Source organism: Bradyrhizobium sp. LTSP857, from assembly GCF_000938285.1.
Classification (GTDB): Bacteria; Pseudomonadota; Alphaproteobacteria; order Rhizobiales; family Xanthobacteraceae; genus Bradyrhizobium.
In genome coordinates this window covers 24,491-39,564 of sequence record NZ_JYMS01000020.1, presented here as the reverse complement: position 1 = coordinate 39,564, position 15,074 = coordinate 24,491, and the positions used below count along the sequence as shown (strand labels likewise).

The 15,074-nt window shown below is 63.9% G+C and carries 16 protein-coding genes; 2 read left to right on the top strand and 14 right to left on the bottom strand.

Going from position 1 to position 15,074, the window contains the following annotated elements:
• Nucleotides 1-9: 9 nt before the first annotated feature.
• Together UP06_RS11435 and UP06_RS11430 are read right to left on the bottom strand one after the other, a co-directional pair.
• Nucleotides 10-513, bottom strand: a complete 504-nt coding sequence (locus UP06_RS11435; RefSeq protein WP_045002674.1) for a GAF domain-containing protein — start codon at nt 511-513, stop codon at nt 10-12.
• A complete protein-coding gene (locus UP06_RS11430) occupies nt 510-1,868 on the bottom strand; it encodes an MFS transporter (RefSeq protein WP_045002673.1) in 1,359 nt (452 codons plus the stop codon). Before UP06_RS11430 ends, UP06_RS11435 begins: the two co-directional genes overlap by 4 nt.
• Before the next feature lie 119 nt (nt 1,869-1,987).
• Between UP06_RS11430 and UP06_RS11425 the strand changes: the two genes are divergently transcribed.
• Nucleotides 1,988-2,911, top strand: coding sequence for a LysR family transcriptional regulator (locus UP06_RS11425; protein ID WP_045002672.1), 924 nt, complete (start codon nt 1,988-1,990; stop codon nt 2,909-2,911).
• 5 nt (nt 2,912-2,916) lie between these two features.
• On the opposite strand, the gene UP06_RS11420 is transcribed toward UP06_RS11425, so the two are convergent.
• From UP06_RS11420 to UP06_RS11380, 9 genes are read right to left on the bottom strand one after another with little or no spacing between them, the layout of a single operon-like run.
• Nucleotides 2,917-3,264: a RidA family protein gene (locus UP06_RS11420; RefSeq protein ID WP_045002671.1), complete on the bottom strand. Its 348-nt coding sequence runs from the start codon at nt 3,262-3,264 to the stop codon at nt 2,917-2,919.
• Nucleotides 3,265-3,279: 15 nt separating this feature from the next.
• The gene (locus UP06_RS11415) at nt 3,280-4,401 is read right to left on the bottom strand and encodes an NAD(P)/FAD-dependent oxidoreductase (protein ID WP_045002670.1); all 1,122 of its coding nucleotides are present in this window, start codon (nt 4,399-4,401) and stop codon (nt 3,280-3,282) included.
• Nucleotides 4,398-5,816 (bottom strand): FAD/NAD(P)-dependent oxidoreductase, encoded by a 1,419-nt coding sequence (locus UP06_RS11410; RefSeq protein WP_045002669.1) that lies wholly within the window; start codon nt 5,814-5,816, stop codon nt 4,398-4,400. Before UP06_RS11410 ends, UP06_RS11415 begins: the two co-directional genes overlap by 4 nt.
• Entirely contained in the window at nt 5,813-6,109 is a 297-nt protein-coding gene (locus UP06_RS11405) for a (2Fe-2S)-binding protein (protein WP_045002668.1), read from the bottom strand. Before UP06_RS11405 ends, UP06_RS11410 begins: the two co-directional genes overlap by 4 nt.
• Nucleotides 6,110-6,141: 32 nt before the next feature.
• Nucleotides 6,142-7,278, bottom strand: a complete 1,137-nt coding sequence (locus UP06_RS11400) for an NAD(P)/FAD-dependent oxidoreductase (protein ID WP_045002667.1) — start codon at nt 7,276-7,278, stop codon at nt 6,142-6,144.
• Nucleotides 7,279-7,286: 8 nt separating this feature from the next.
• Nucleotides 7,287-8,093, bottom strand: a complete 807-nt coding sequence (locus UP06_RS11395; protein ID WP_045002666.1) for an ABC transporter permease — start codon at nt 8,091-8,093, stop codon at nt 7,287-7,289.
• Nucleotides 8,090-8,965, bottom strand: coding sequence for an ABC transporter permease (locus UP06_RS11390; protein ID WP_045002665.1), 876 nt, complete (start codon nt 8,963-8,965; stop codon nt 8,090-8,092). The genes UP06_RS11395 and UP06_RS11390 overlap by 4 nt, the downstream gene beginning before the upstream one ends.
• Entirely contained in the window at nt 8,962-9,999 is a 1,038-nt protein-coding gene (locus tag UP06_RS11385) for an ABC transporter ATP-binding protein (protein ID WP_045002664.1), read from the bottom strand. Before UP06_RS11385 ends, UP06_RS11390 begins: the two co-directional genes overlap by 4 nt.
• A gap of 28 nt (nt 10,000-10,027) precedes the next feature.
• On the bottom strand, nt 10,028-11,062 hold the full coding sequence (locus UP06_RS11380; protein WP_045002663.1) for an ABC transporter substrate-binding protein: 1,035 nt from the start codon (nt 11,060-11,062) through the stop codon (nt 10,028-10,030).
• A gap of 273 nt (nt 11,063-11,335) precedes the next feature.
• On the opposite strand from UP06_RS11380, the gene UP06_RS11375 reads away from it, so the two are divergent.
• A complete protein-coding gene (locus UP06_RS11375; protein WP_045002662.1) occupies nt 11,336-12,253 on the top strand; it encodes a LysR substrate-binding domain-containing protein in 918 nt (305 codons plus the stop codon).
• Between the two features lie 92 nt (nt 12,254-12,345).
• Here UP06_RS11375 and UP06_RS11370 read toward each other — a convergent pair whose 3' ends face one another.
• Genes UP06_RS11370 through UP06_RS11360 form a run of 3 tightly spaced genes read right to left on the bottom strand, consistent with a single transcriptional unit; the run spans nt 12,346 to nt 14,914 of the window.
• Nucleotides 12,346-13,110, bottom strand: coding sequence for an ABC transporter permease (locus UP06_RS11370; protein WP_045002661.1), 765 nt, complete (start codon nt 13,108-13,110; stop codon nt 12,346-12,348).
• On the bottom strand, nt 13,107-13,889 hold the full coding sequence (locus tag UP06_RS11365) for an ABC transporter ATP-binding protein (protein WP_045002660.1): 783 nt from the start codon (nt 13,887-13,889) through the stop codon (nt 13,107-13,109). The genes UP06_RS11370 and UP06_RS11365 overlap by 4 nt, the downstream gene beginning before the upstream one ends.
• The gene (locus tag UP06_RS11360) at nt 13,886-14,914 is read right to left on the bottom strand and encodes an ABC transporter substrate-binding protein (protein WP_050031601.1); all 1,029 of its coding nucleotides are present in this window, start codon (nt 14,912-14,914) and stop codon (nt 13,886-13,888) included. The genes UP06_RS11365 and UP06_RS11360 overlap by 4 nt, the downstream gene beginning before the upstream one ends.
• Nucleotides 14,915-15,074: the final 160 nt, after the last annotated feature.

The window sequence follows — 15,074 nt, the reverse complement described above, 5'->3', positions numbered from 1 at the left end:
GGTCTCCTGTCAGGACTGGGCCGGCGCAAGAAGCGCCGGCAATGCGAGCTGGGCGAAAGGCAGACATGCGGCAACATCGTCCTCGCCGTACCAGCACGCTTCGTGAAGCAGATTGAGCGAGCCGAGCGTCCGTCCGCACCAGCGCACGGGCATATTGAGCACGCTCGCGCAGCCGAGCGAGGCGATCAGCTCGTGATCGGAGAACACGTTGCGCAGATCATCCTGCGTCCGGCCGATATAGGCCTCGCCTCGGTCGAGCACGGCCTCAGTCCACGGGCCCGTCGCCAGGCGCTTGCGCCCACCCACGGGATAGGATGCGGGAAGATTGGAATAGACCCGCGCGGCTTCGCCGGTGCCATCGTCATAGGTCAGGACCGTGAACAGCTTGTGCCCGATCGCCGACTTCAAGGCATCGTCGAGCGCCGCGAACAGCGCATCCGGCTGATCCGCCCTCCCCTGCGCAGCCGCGACGGCGCAGAGCAAGGGATCAGTATGACGCTTGGTCCGAGTCACGCAACTTCACCCGCCGCAATCTCTTCCAGCGAGCGGCCGCGCGTCGGCACACCCATCAGCACGACGGTGAGCGCGCCAAGCAGCAGCACGCTGGTGGTGAGGCCGAACACACCGGCAAAGCCGAAATTGGGATAGAGGTAGCCGACCAGGATCGGTGAGACGATCGCGCCGATCCGCCCGATCGCGGAGGCGAGCCCGGCGCCGGTGGTTCTGACCGCCGTCGGAAACACCTCGGCGGTATAGGCGTAGACGCCGGCATAGGTTCCGTTCATGAAGAAGGACAGCAAGATTCCCGCCATCATGATGTGCTGGTCGTTCTGCGCGAACGCGAGCCCGAGCGCGCTGACGCCGCCGAGCACCATGTAGGTCGCAATCGTCGCTTGCCGGCCGATGCGCTCATTGAAATACGCGGCGCTGAAATAGCCGGGAATCTGCGCGCAATAGATCGCGATCGAGTAGGCGAAGCTCCTGGTGATGCTCATGCCGTTCTGGACCAGAAGGCCGGGAATCCAGACGAAGAACGAATAATAGCTGAACGTGATCGACAGCCACATGATCCAGGTCATGATGGTGATGCGCGCCTGCCGGCCGGCCAACAGCGCCGAGAAATTGGCCAGCAGGTTTCCGGTCTTTGCTGGCATGGCGGTCACTTCGGGGACCGGTTGCGGCAGGACATGGCCGCCGCGTACGAAGCCGGCCTCGATCCGGTCCAGAACGGCTTCCGCCTCCTTCTCCCGCCCGCGGCTTTCCAGCCAGCGCGGCGATTCCGGCAGCGCCCGGCGCCACCACAGCAGCATGACGACCGGCACCGCGGTGATGACCAGCACGATACGCCAGCCGTTATCGTAAGAGGGAACGATGAAATAGCCGAGCAAGGCGGCTGCGACGAAGCCGAAGGAGAAGAAGCCGGCGAGAGAGCCCGTGAAGCTGCCGCGGTAACGCCGCGCCACGAACTCCGCCAGATAGGGCGCGATGATCGCGCTCTCCGCGCCGGTGCCCATGCCGGCGATGATGCGGGCAACGAAGAAGGACGACCAGGTATCCACCATCGCGCTGACGATGGATGCCGCGCAATAGAGCGCCAGTGCCGACATCATCACCGCGCGGCGGCCGATCAAATCGCCCAGCGTGCCCGCAAGCAGCGCGCCGAACAGGAAGCCGATATAGGTGCTGCTGCCGAGCACGCCGATCTGGACACTCGACAGATTCCAGGCCGTGCGCAGCACCGGCAGGATGAAGGCGAGCACCGCCGCGTCCATCGCGTCGAACGTGTAGCCGAGCCCGCCCATCAGCAGCAGGTGCGTGTGGAAACGCGCGAACGGAAGGCGCTCGATGCGCGCCGATATCATAGACATGAAAGTCCCCCTCGATTCTCACGGCCCCGGCGCGCCGCGTGTCGTTCGGGAGGGAACCATAGACAAAGTGACATTATCGTCATAATTTATAATCATGATCTAATATATCACCATGGTGAATGTGGGTGTCGTTCCGCTCGCTCGACCTCAACCTCCTGAAAGTGTTCGAGGCGCTGATGACCGAGGGCAGCGTCACGCGCGCCGCAAGCGCGCTGACGATGACGCAGCCCGCCGTCAGCAATGCGCTGGCGCGGTTGCGTGACGCGCTCGGCGATCCCCTGTTCGTGCGATCGGGCACCGGGATTCGTCCCACCCAGCGCGCCGTGGTGCTGTGGGAGCCGATTGGTGAAGCCCTGGAAAGCGTGCGCGGCGCGCTCGACGAGCAGGTGTTCGATGCCGGCCGCGCCCAGACCGAATTCACCCTGTCGATGTCGGACTACGTGGCCTCGCTGGTCATGCCGAACCTCATGAACCATCTCGGCGAGATCGCACCCAAGGCGCGCGTCCAAACCGTCCCCAACACCATCCTGGAGATCGCCGATCAGCTTGAGGATAATCTGGTCGATTGCGTGCTGAGCGTCTACGTCAACGAGGCGCAGCAACCGACTGCCATTCGCTCACGCTCGCTCTGGACGGTCGACTATGCCTGCTTCATGCGGCGCGGCCACCCGCTCGCGACAAAGAAGCGGCTGAGCACGCGCACATTCCTCAACGCCAGGCATGTTGACGTGACTTTGGCCGGGAAGCGCATGCCGTCCTACGACCTGTTTCTCGCCTCGCGCGGGCTCGCGCGCAATCTGGTCGCGACCGTCAATCACTACAGCGCCGCCTACGAGATCGTGCGGCAGTCCGATCTCATCGCCGTGCTGCCGAGCGATCTCCGCTCGCAGTCGCGCCATGCGCCGTTCCTGCAAGCGATGCCGCTTCCGCTCCAGGCGCCGGCGCGTATCGTCAGCCTATTCTGGCACCAGCGCAACGACACCGTGCCCGCGCAGCGCTGGCTGCGCGAGACCCTGGTCGGGATGTTCGCCAGATCGGACTGAGCGGGTCAGCCCTTCAGCGCGGTGACGACCACTTCGATCAACGCGCTGCCGCCGAGATCGGCGACACCGACGGTGGCGCGGGTCGGCAGATCGTCGCCGAAGAACTCGGTCCAGGCCGCGTCCATCTCCTTCTTCTTGGAAAGATCCGTGACGAAGATCGACGCACTGACGATTCGGGTCTTGTCGGTCCCCGCTTCCTTCAGATAGCCGGCGATCTTGCCGAGAATGTTGCGGGTCTGGTCGCCCATGGACACGGACGTGTCGTCGGCGATGGTGCCGCCGACGAAGACGAAGCCGTTGGCTTCGACAGCGCGGTGCATGATGGGCGTGCGGATGCTGCGGGTGATGCTCATGATGTCCTCGTGTTGCTAAAGCGTGGAAGGGTGGAAGCGGTCGATGCCGAGATCGCTGACGCGGGTCTGGGTGCCGCCGTTGACGATCAGCTCCGCCATGACGGCGCCGGCGCCGGGGCCGAGCTGAAAGCCGTGCAGCGAGAAGCCGAACTGGTGATAGAGGCCCTTGTGGCGCGAACTCGGGCCAAACACGGGAATGTCGTCCTTCATCTTGGCCTCGATGCCGGCCCAGGCCCGCATGATCGTCGCATCGCGCATCACGGGAAACAACTCGAACACGGTGCGGGCGCTGATCGCGAGGCTCTTCCAGTCCAGCACCGTCTCGTTGCGGTCCTGGAAAGGCGTTGCCAGATGACCGCCGCCGATCAGCACGGTGCCGTTCTTGAACTGCTTGAAGGAGAGCTTTCGGCCGCGCAGGATCACGACGGGATCGATGAAGTGCGGCACACGCGAGGTGATCATCAGCATCGGCGCCACGGTCTCGACCGGCACCGGCTCACCCAGCGCCGCCGCGATCTTGCCGGCCCAGGCGCCGGCGGCATTGACCAGCACCGGCGCGGCAAAGGTCTCGATGCCGACATCGACATGCCAGAGGCCATCGCTGTAGCGGATGTTGCTGGCGGCCACGCCCTCGCGCACGGTGGCGCCGAGCTGCTCGGCCTTGCGGCGGAACGCGGTCGTCGCCTGCGCCGGATTGGCGGCGCCGTCGCGGCGCGAGACCACGCCGCCGGGACAGGTCTCGGAGACAGCAGGCACCAGCCGCTGCAGCTCGGTCCCGTCGATCAATTCCTCATGGGTGAAGCCGAGCGCGTTCAGCTCGGCGACGCGTGCGCGGCAGACGGCGAGTTCTTCTTCGTTTTCCGCGACCAGAACCTGGCCGTAGCTTTCAAAACTGCAATCGTCATCGACGAGCTCTGAAATCTTCTCCCATATCCCCATCGAGCGGATCGAGAGCGGGATCTCGGGAATGTGCCGTGCCAGTTGGCGCACGCCGCCGGCGTTGACGCCGGAGGCGTGCCGGCCGGCATAATCCTTCTCGATCAGCACCGGCTTCAGGCCGGCGAGGCACAGATGCAGCGCGGTCGAGCATCCGTGGATGCCGCCGCCGACGACGATCGCATCCACATTCCGGGTCATCCGCGCACCACGGCCTTGATGTCGTCCTCGCTCTTGGGCACGGCGGCGAGCTCGGCCAGCGTGATCGGCTTCACCGGCGCGCGCAGCCGGTAATAGCCGATCTCCTGCGGGGTCTTGCTACGCGCCTGCGCCATCAGCTCGGTGACGGTGAGGCCGCAGAGCCGGCCCTGGCACGGTCCCATGCCGGTGCGGCGATAGGCCTTGAGCTGGTTCGGCCCGGTCGCGCCGATCGCGACCGCGTCGAGAACGTCCTTTGCCGTCACCTCTTCGCAACGACAGACGATGGTATCGCCTGAGGGAATGCGGAACTGCGGCGACGGGCGGAACAGCGTATCGAGAAAGACGCGGCCGCGTTCGGCCTTGGTGAGATCGGCACGCAATGCCGCCATCGACGGAAGCTTCGCGCCGGCCGCAGGCGCCAGCGCCTCCACTGCCGCGCGCGCCGCGATGCGTCCGCGCACCACAGCCGCATTGGCGCCGCCAATGCCAGCGCCATCGCCGGCGATCGCAATGCCAGCGACCGACGAATTGCCGCTCGCGTCGAGCACCGGCGACCAGCACAGTTGCAGATCGTCCCAGCGATGCTCGATGCCAGCCGACATCGCCAGATTGACGTTGGGCACGACACCCTGATGCAGGAGCAGGAGATCGACGGGAATGGTCTCACGCTTGCCGCCGGCCACATAGCTCACGCTCGCGAGCTGGCCGTCGCCAGAAGCGGCGAGCTCGGTGACACCGGAGACGACCTGCACCTTCGCCTTCACCTCGCGCATCATCGACAGGCCCTTGGCGAAATAGGGCGAGGTCAGGAACGCAAAGGCGTGCGGCAGCGCGGCGAAATAATTGCCGCGCTCGGTGGTGTCGAGGATGCGGTCGATCCGGCCGCCGAGCCGCAAGATCTGCGCGGCGAGCAGCCAGAGCAGCGGCCCCTGCCCCGCGATCACCGTGCGCCCGTCCGGAACAAGAGCCGACGACTTCAACATCGTCTGCGCGGCGCCCGCGGTCATCACGCCCGGCAGCGTCCAGCCGGGAATCGGAAACGGCCGCTCCAGTGCGCCGGTCGCGAGGATCACGCGCTTCGCCTTGACGAAGGCCGAGGCGCCGCCGACGGAGACGGCAATGTCGAGGTTGCGGTCGAGGCTCCAGACCGTGGCACGCTGGACGATTTCGGCGTTGCTCGCGCGCAGCGCCTGCACGAGATCGGCACCGACCCAATAGTCGGCGCCGAGCTGGTTGCGCTCAGTCACCGGCGTCGACGAGATGGCACGAAACACCTGGCCACCCGGGCCGATATTCTCATCGAGCAGCAGCGTCGAGAGGCCGGCCTCGGCGGATGTCGCGGCGGCAGCAAGGCCTGCGGGTCCGGCCCCGATCACCACGACGTCGTAGGCTTCGCGCTTGGGAGCCATGGTCATTTTCCGATCTCCCGCTTGCCCTTCTGGATCTCGATCTGCATGCCCTCGACAACAGGCACGAGACAGCCCTGGCGATTGCCGACGCCGTCGATGGTGACGAGGCAGTCGAAGCACACGCCCATCATGCAATAGGGCAGCCGCGGCGCGCCGCTCACCGCAGTCGAGCGGCGCACGTCGCAGCTCGATGCGAGCAGCGCGGCGGAGACGGTGTCGCCCTGGCGCGCCGCCACGGCAACGCTGTCGACAAAGATTTGCACGTGTGGGCGCTTGTCCTGTTCGGATCGTCTAAACATGGGGATGCCTCTTGGCTCCTTCCTGAAAATCTCTAATAGCCGCTGTTGTTCGCTGTGCCCGCTCCGCCGAAGCGGCTGGCCGAGAACGCGCCGACCAGCTCCGGCTCGAGCGCGCCTTGCGCAACCATGCGCGCGATCTCGAAGGCATGGTTGGACGCGAGCGTCACGCCGGAATGGCAGCAGGCGACGAAGGCGCCGGGATGCGTCTCAGACTGGTCGTAGATCGGAAAGCCGTCCTGCGGCATGACGCGGATGCCGGCCCAGCTCCTGACCACGTTGAGCCGCGCCAGATGCGGAAACATCTTTTGCGCACGATCGGCCATCACGCCGCTGATCGAATGCTTCAGCGCGCGATCGTCGAGCTCTTCCTCCTTGCTATCGCCGATCATCACCGTGCCCTCGTCGGTCTGGCGGATCGTGGTCAGCGGATGCGGCAGGAATGGCATGGTGCGTTCGGTCACCACGACCTGGCCACGGGTCGGACCCATCGGGGCATACAGACCGACCATCGGCGCAAGCGTCTGGTTGGCGTTGCCGGCCGCGAGCACGATCTTGGTGGCGCGGAGCTCGCCCTTCGGCGTGGTCAGGCGGAATTCGCCGCCGCTCTTTGTGATTGCCGAGACCGGGCGCTCCGGAAAATAGTCGATGCCGAACGCCTTGAAGCCGGTGTGGAACGCACGGAACGTGCGCAGCGAATTGACGTGACCGTCAAGCGGACAAAAGCTGCCGCCGGAGACTTCCGGCCCGATCAGCGGCAGCGCCTTCTTCACTTCGGAGGCCGGCAGCATCTCCATCTTGTAGTCGGCAGCACCGGTCTGGTTGTGCATGCGCTTGACCAGCTCGGTGCGTTGGCCGAATTCGTCCTCGCCGAGCGTGAGATGGAAGCCGCCGTTCTGCTGAAGCGAGACGTCGAGGTCGGTCTGCTGCCTCAGCTCCGACGCGAGACGGCCCCACGCCTGCGACGCCTGCACGGTCCACACCGTGTAGGCCGGCATACCCAGCCCCTTGCTCTGGACCCAGACCAGCGCGAAATTCGCGCGCGAGGCGCGCTTGGTGATGTCGCCCTCGTCGAGCACGGCGACGCGCTTGCCGAGCCGGCCGAGCCCCCAGGCAATCGCAGAGCCGAGCAATCCGCCGCCGACCACGGCGACGTCGTATTCTCCTGACATAAGTTCTCCTATCGTCCCGTATCGCCCTTGCCGGCGAGCACGCGGTCGAGCCCGTAGAAGCGATCGAGCAGAATGAGGGCGGTCATGGTGATCGCTATCACGCAGGCCGAGACCGACGTCACCAGCGGATCGATGTTGTCCTGGATGTAGAGGAACATGCGCACCGGCAACGTCTCGGTGCCGGGTGCCGCGAGGAAGACGGTCATGGTCAGATCGTCGAAGGACTGGATGAAGGCGAGCGCCCAGCCGCTGATGACGCCCGGCAGGATCAGCGGCAAGGTCACGCGACGGAACAGCGTCCAGCCGCCGGCACCGAGCGAGACCGCCGCCATCTCGACCGAGAGGTCCATGCCTGTCGCCGCCGCAAGGGTCAGTCGCAGTGCGAACGGAAACACGATGATGACATGCGCGATGATCAGCGCCGCAAAGCTGCCGCTCAATCCAGCCGAGGTGAAGAAGCGCAGGAAGGCGATGCCGAGCACGACATGCGGAATCATCAGCGGCGACAGGAACAGCGCCGCAAGTGCATCGCGACCTCGGAAACGATAGCGCGCGATCGCCAGCGCCGCCGGCACCGCGAACAGCAGCGCGACGAAGGACGACAGCGCGCCGAGCCCGAGGCTGACCCAGAAGGCGTGGATGAATTCGGGATAGTTGGCGATCGCCCTGAACCAGCGCAGCGAGAAGCCATTGGTCGGCAGCGACAGGAAACCCTCGGGCGTGAAGGCGACAAGGCACACGACGAGGATCGGTGCCACCATCACGATGACGAAGATGGTGTGGAAGATCAGCGCGAGCGGGCCGTTCCGTCTCATCGGAACACCTCCGCATAGCGCCGCTCGATCAGCGCATTGCTGCCGACCACGATCAGCACCAGCGCGACCAGCAGCAGCGTCGCGACCGCCGCACCGAGCGGCCAGTTCAGCGTATTGAGGAATTCATCATAGGCGAGCGTTGCCGCGACCTTGAGCCGGCGGCCGCCGATGATCGCGGGCGTCGCAAACGCGCTGGCCGACAGCGAGAACACGATGATTGCGCCCGACAGCACGCCCGGCATGATCTGCGGCATGATGATGCGGCGGATAATCGTGATCGGGCCTGCGCCGAGCGACAGTGCCGCATTCTCGATCTGCGGATCGAGCCGTTGCAGCGCCGCCCACACCGACAGCACCATGAACGGCATCATCACATGCGCGAGCGCGACCACCATGCCTGTTTCGGTGAACATGAAGGGAATGGGCGATCGGATCAGCCCGGCCGACATCAAGAGCTTGTTGACGAGGCCGTTGTTGCCACCGAACAGCAGCGCCCAGCCCAGCGTGCGGGCCACCACGGAAATCAGCAGGGGCCCAAGGATCACCAGCAGGAAAATGCTCCTCCAGCGGCCGCTCATGCGATTGAGGATGTAGGCTTCAGGCGCGCCCAGCACGGCGGTGAGCACTGTGGTCAGGATCGCAATGCGAAACGTCCGCCAGAACATCTCTGCGTAATAGGGATCGGTCGCGATCTCCCGCCAGTTCTTGAGGATGAAGACCGGCTCGATGCCCTTGTACTGGCCCCAATCGTGGAACGACAGCATCACGGTCATCGCCAGCGGAATCAGCAGCACGCCGACGAACAGCATCAAGGCGGGCGCCGTCAGCGCCCACGGCGCACGCGCGTTGCGCTCTTCGGCGGCCGCGCTCATGCGACGCCCCTCACGCTCATGTCCTGCGGTCGCCACGTGAGGCGAACGGCCTCGCCTTCGGCCGGCTGCCTCTCGCCATTATTCTGGTGGATCACGATCGCCGGCCCGCATTCGCTGTCGCACTGGAACAGCCAATGATTGCCTTGGAAGATGCGCGTGACGATTTTGGCGTTGAGACCCGCATCGCCAAACCCGATCCGCTCGGGGCGAATGCTGACGGTGACGGTACCACCGCTGAGTCCCGCCGGCGCCGGTGCGCTCCAGGAGCCCGCCACAAGCCGCGCGGGCGTCGCGGTCCGATCGATCGTCCCGGCAAAATCGTTGGTCTTGCCGAGGAATTGCGAGACGAAGGCCGAGGCCGGCTTCTCATAGGTTTCCTGCGGCGTGCCGATCTGCTCGATCTTGCCCTGGCTCATCACCACGATGCGGTCGGACAGCGACATCGCCTCGTTCTGGTCGTGGGTGACGAGAATCGTGGTGGTGCCGATGGTGCGCTGGATCTGGCGCAACTCGATCTGCATCTCCTCGCGCAGCTTTGCGTCAAGGTTCGACAGCGGCTCATCGAGCAGCAGCACGCTCGGCTTGATCACCAGCGCCCGCGCCAGCGCCACGCGCTGCTGCTGGCCGCCGGACATGCGGCGTGGATGACGGTCCTCAAAGCCGGCAAGTCCGACCATCGCCAGCGCAGCGCGGACGCGCTCGGTCCGCTCGCTGCGCGTCACCTTGCGCATCTCCAGACCAAAGGCGACGTTCTCCGCCGCGGTCATGTGCGGAAACAGCGCGTAGCTCTGGAACACGATGCCGAGCCCGCGCTTGGCCGGATGGATCGCGGTCAGGTCCTTGTCCTCCAGCCGGATCGCGCCGCGCGTAGGATCGAGGAAGCCCGCGATCATCTGGAGGGTCGTGGTCTTGCCGCAGCCGGAGGGGCCGAGGAAGGAGATGAACTCTCCCTTCCCGACCGCCAGACTGAAGTCGTCGACGACAGTCTGCGCCCCGAATTGCTTGGCGACCCGATCGAGCTCGAGATAGGCCATGGCTCTGTCTCCGCTGCGAACGATCAGATCAACGCTCGACCTCGCGGTTCCAGCGCTTGGTCCACTCCTCGCGCTTGTCGTTGATGACGGTCCAGTCCGGATTATAGAGCTTGGCCGCGCGCTCGCCGATCGGGGCCATCTTGCCGAGCTCCGGCGGCACCACCATCGATTTCAGCACCGGGCCGTAGCCGTAATCCCTAAGCATCACGAGCTGGATTTTCGAATCGAGCAGCATCTTGATGAAGTTGCCCGCGAGCGGCGAGGCGTTCGGCTTGGTGATCGGACACGCCGTCGTCAGCAGCGTCGCGGCGCCTTCCTTCGGATAGACGAAGTCGACAGGGAAGCCGGTGTTGGCAAAGCTCTGCACGCGGCCGGTGCCCCACACCGCGATCACGGCCTGGCCGGACTGGAACAGCTCGGTCATCTTGCCCGGCGACGGCTCATAGGCCAGCACGTTCGGATTGATCTCTTCCTTGAAGATCTTGAAGCCGGAATCGACGTTGGCCTCGCCGCCGCCGTTCATCTTCGACAACATCACCAGCGCTTCGAGACCATAGGTGTTGTTGATCGGCGGGACGACGAGCTGCTTGGCGTATTTCGTGTCCTTCAGGTCGTTCCACGAGGTCGGCGGCGCCCAGCCTTTCTCCGCAAACACCTTGGTGTTGTACATCAACCCGGTGGCGACGATGCCGATTGCGACCGCGCGATCATCCTTGAAGCGGGCGGTGTCGTAGAGATCGGCCGGCAGGCTGTCGAGCTTGCCGCAGAAGCCGAGCTGGATCGCCTGGTACATCGGACCGTCGTCGACGATGGCGACGTCGATCTGCTGGTTGCCCTTCTGCGCCTGGAGTTTTGCCAGCGTGTCGGTGGAGTTGCCGGCGACGTACTCGACCTTGACGCCGTTTTCCTTCTCGAAGGTCGGGATCACCTCGTCGCGGATGGTCTTCTCGAAAGAGCCGCCATAGCCGGCGACATAGAGCGTCTTTTGCTGGGCCGAGGCGGCCGAAATGCCGGCGACGAGCGCCGCGAGGCTGACCGCTGTCAGAAGGCGAAAAGTCTTCATGTGGTCCGATCTCCAATACCGGAATGAGGTGACGTGCCGACAAATCTCCGGCCGAAGCGACTTCCGCATTTTCTTCCGCGCAAATCCCTCTCCGACCGGGGCTCCGGCCCCTGCTCGGGAGGTTTGGCGCGATCCGGAGGTTTGAACCCCTCCAATCTGCCGAAAAAGCGGGCTGTCTCCAGCTCTGATGAAAAAGATCGCAAACCTGAGCTTCCATCGTCCAATGAATAATGGCACCCTCTGCATGCTTAAATGTTATGAATGGAATTCGGGATGGCGCGGATCAATTCGCGGCAGGTGGAGGCCTTCCGCGCGACAATGCTCACGGGCAGCGTGACCGAGGCGGCAGCGCTGATGACCGTGACGCAGCCGGCCGTGAGCCGGTTGCTGCGTGATCTCCAGGCTCTGTTGAAGATGGAGCTGTTCGAGCGGCGCGGCACCGGTCTGGTGCCAACCGCTGCGGCGATGGCGCTCTATACGGAAGTGGAGCGTTCCTTCGTCGGCCTCGAACGCATCACCGCGGCGGCCGAAGAAATCCGTGGCCGCCGCACTGGCTCGCTGCGGATCGCAGCACTGCCGGCGCTGTCGAACGGCTATTTGCCACGGCTCACCGGTCACTTCCTGAAGGAGCGGCCCAATCTCAACCTCGCCTTCTTCGGCGTGATCTCGCCGATCGTGGTCGATTGGGTGCTGAACAATCAGTGCGACGTCGGCTTTGCAGAGGTGCCGATCGCGCATTCCGGCCTGCCGAGCCAGAAGCTGCCGGCGCCGGCGCGCGTCGCCGTGCTGCCGACCGGTCATCGCCTCGCAGAAAAGGAAGTCTTGGAGCCGCGCGACTTCGAGGGCGAGACCTTCATCTCGCTGTCGGCGGCATCGGCGAGCCGGCACCTCGTCGATCAGGTCTTCCACCGCCACGATGTCCGCCGCGTGCTGCGGGTCGAGACCACGCTGTCGGAGATCATGTGCGGCATGGTTTCGTCGGGGCTTGGCGTCGCAATCTGCGACCCCTTCACCGCGCAGGAATTTTCCACCCGCGGCGTCGTGGTGCGCCGCTTCCTGCCGCGCATCGACTTCGAATTCTCTGCGGTCTTTCCGGCCCAGCGCAGCCCCTCACCGGTGGCGCTGGATCTGGTCGAGACCATGCGCAAGTCGCTTGCGGAGTTCGACGATCAACCGGCCCTCATCCGTTGAACGCCGCCTGCGACTCCCGCATCCCGAACGTAAGTAACACTGAAAAATTTGCGGGGCTTCGGCGGTCAATCCGTGGTCGCAGTCGAGATGGCTCATGAAATATGCCGCCAATGCGTCAGACGCCGCTCAAGCAGCCCGACAGTCGAAAAGAGCAGCATACCCATCGCCGCCAGAAGAAATAGAGCCGCGAAAACGCGCGGGGTGTCGAACGAGCCCTGCGCGGAAAGTATGATATATCCGAGGCCCCGCTGCGAAGCCACGAACTCTCCTACGATTGCGCCCACCAGGGCGAGCGATATGGACACTTTCATGCCGGACAGAATTGATGGCAAGGCGCCGGGCAATCTCACCTTGAAGAAAAAGTCCGCGCGCGAACCCTTGAGAACTCGGCCCAAATCCATCACATCCGCCGGCACTGATCGGAGCCCGTGCACCGCATCGACAATAATGGCGAAAACGGCGATCAGGAAGGCAATGGCAATCTGAGGTTCGGCGCCAGTGCCGAGCCAAACCACGAAAAGCGGCGCGATCGCGACTTTCGGCACGCTGTTGAATGAAATGATCAACGGATAGATCGTGCTTTCGAACCATGGAACGCTCACAAGCAGCACGGCAATCAGAACTCCGATCACCACCGATAGAACGAAGCCGACCAAGGTGGTCAAAAGCGTGTACCCGGCATTGGCCAGATACCACGGCAGATCTCCCCAGAGTTCCCGGAAAATGCTCGACGGGGCCGGCATGATGATCGGGCGTACGTTGAAGCCCTTTACGGCAGCCTCCCATAGCAGCAGCAGTACGCCGAACGAAATTAGGCCCATGACAAGGGAACGAAGGGCGTGGCTGTTCCTCGTCATTCCACTTCTGCGCTTTCGTCGATGAGACCCATGCCCTCGAACAATCGACGGATGTGCTGGGTATAGGCCCCGAACTCAGCCGATTCGCGAATCGCGAGCTTGCGAGGGCGCGGCAGATCGATATCGATGACTTCCAAAATGCGTCCCGGCCGGGGTGAGAATACCGCCACTTTATCTGCGAGAAACACCGACTCTGAAATGCCGTGGGTAACGAAAATCACGGTATTGCGGATCTCGAGCCATATCCTCTGCAACTCGACGTTCATCTGATCGCGCGTCAACGCGTCAAGTGCGCCAAATGGTTCGTCCATCAAGAGGAGAGCCGGCGAGTCGATCAACGCCCGGCAAATAGCCGCACGTTGGCGCATTCCTCCCGACAACTCCCTTGGATAGCGATCGCCGAAATCGGCAAGACCCGTCAGTTTCAACAATTTTGCCATCGAAGGCGCCGCAGCCTGCGTGGACTTCTTTGCGAACTCGATCGGCAGCATGATATTGCGCTCGATCGTCCTCCAATCGAGCAAGGCATCTCGTTGGAAGACCATGCCGATATTGTCCGGTGGCCCGTTTACCTCCTTGCCCCGAACGTGCAACGAGCCGTCGCTGATCTCCTCCAGCCCTGCAATGCACCTCAGGAACGTGCTCTTGCCGCACCCGCTCGGCCCCAGGATGCTGGTGAACTGTCCCTCGGGAATCTCCAGCGACACATTGTCCAGCGCCAGAACGCCGCGTTGTCCTTCGTAGATCTTGTGCAGAGCGCGGGCGCTGACTGCGGTCACAGACGCGCCGCCTGCAGTTCGATGGGTTTCACCAGGCCGAGTTCGACGTAATCCGAGCCTTTGCTTTCCGGTGCGACGAGGCCTGCGGCGGACAGGGTTCGCACCGCGATGTCCCAATCGACAACCGTTATGACGCCGAAGGGGAGGGTCTTCCCGGCCGCCGTATCCAGGAAGCCCTGAAGCGAGTCAATCTGCCCGCGGAGGACCTTCCGATCCAGCCGTGCTTGCGGGCGCTGAGAGATGATGGCCTCGACCGCCTCTTCCTGATGCCCGTCATAGATGTATTTCCAGGTCGCCGCGACAATGCTGCAATATTTGGAGACCGCATCGCGCTTGGGGCCCGTCAGTGTCGACTCCTGCGCCAAAAGGCCGTAGCCGGGCATTTCCAGCTTGTAGTCGGCGAACCGTATCGCATTGGACGGGCGGGCATCGGCCACCGCCGCCAGAAAGAACGGAATTGTGGACAGCGCCGCGTCGGCCTGACCGGACGCGTAGGTCGACGCCTTGCTGGCCGCGCTCACCGCGACAAGTTCGACGTCGCCCTTCTTGAGCCCACCCGCCGCCAGGAATGTATCGATGAACGGTGCCTCGAGCGCACCCGCTGTATAGATGATCTTCTTGCCTTTGAGGTCCGCCGGACCCGCGATGCCGCTGGTCTTCGGAACGAAGCAACCGATATCGCCCTGTCGGGCAAACACCGCAGCAGCCCTCACGGAAAGCCCCTTGCTTCGCGCCACCATCATGGTGGCAAGCGACGCATGCCCGAGGTCGAACTCGCTGCTGCCGCCGACGAATTGAACTGTTGCGGCAGAGCCATTGCCGTCCTGCACATCGACGTTCAGTCCGGCACCGGCCAACCAGCCCTTTGCCTGGGCGAGATGGATGGCTCCGTGAACGCCCCAGGGAGTCCAATCCAGCCTAACCTTGAGTGTCTCAGCTTGCGCGAAGGCGGGAACAGCCTGCAAAACTCCTGCAGAGAGCACGCCGGCGGAAAATGCCCGCCTTGAGATATCGATCCTGGCCATGCCGTACCCCCTGCCGATTGTTTCAGAACGATCACGATACGAATTGAACAACAAAGAGCCGTCAGTCTGACAGACGGATTTTCAAGTGTGTACGCTATTGTAGCAAGGTCAAGTTATGTGCGTCGACTGACCATATAATGATCACAACACAAAAATTCGG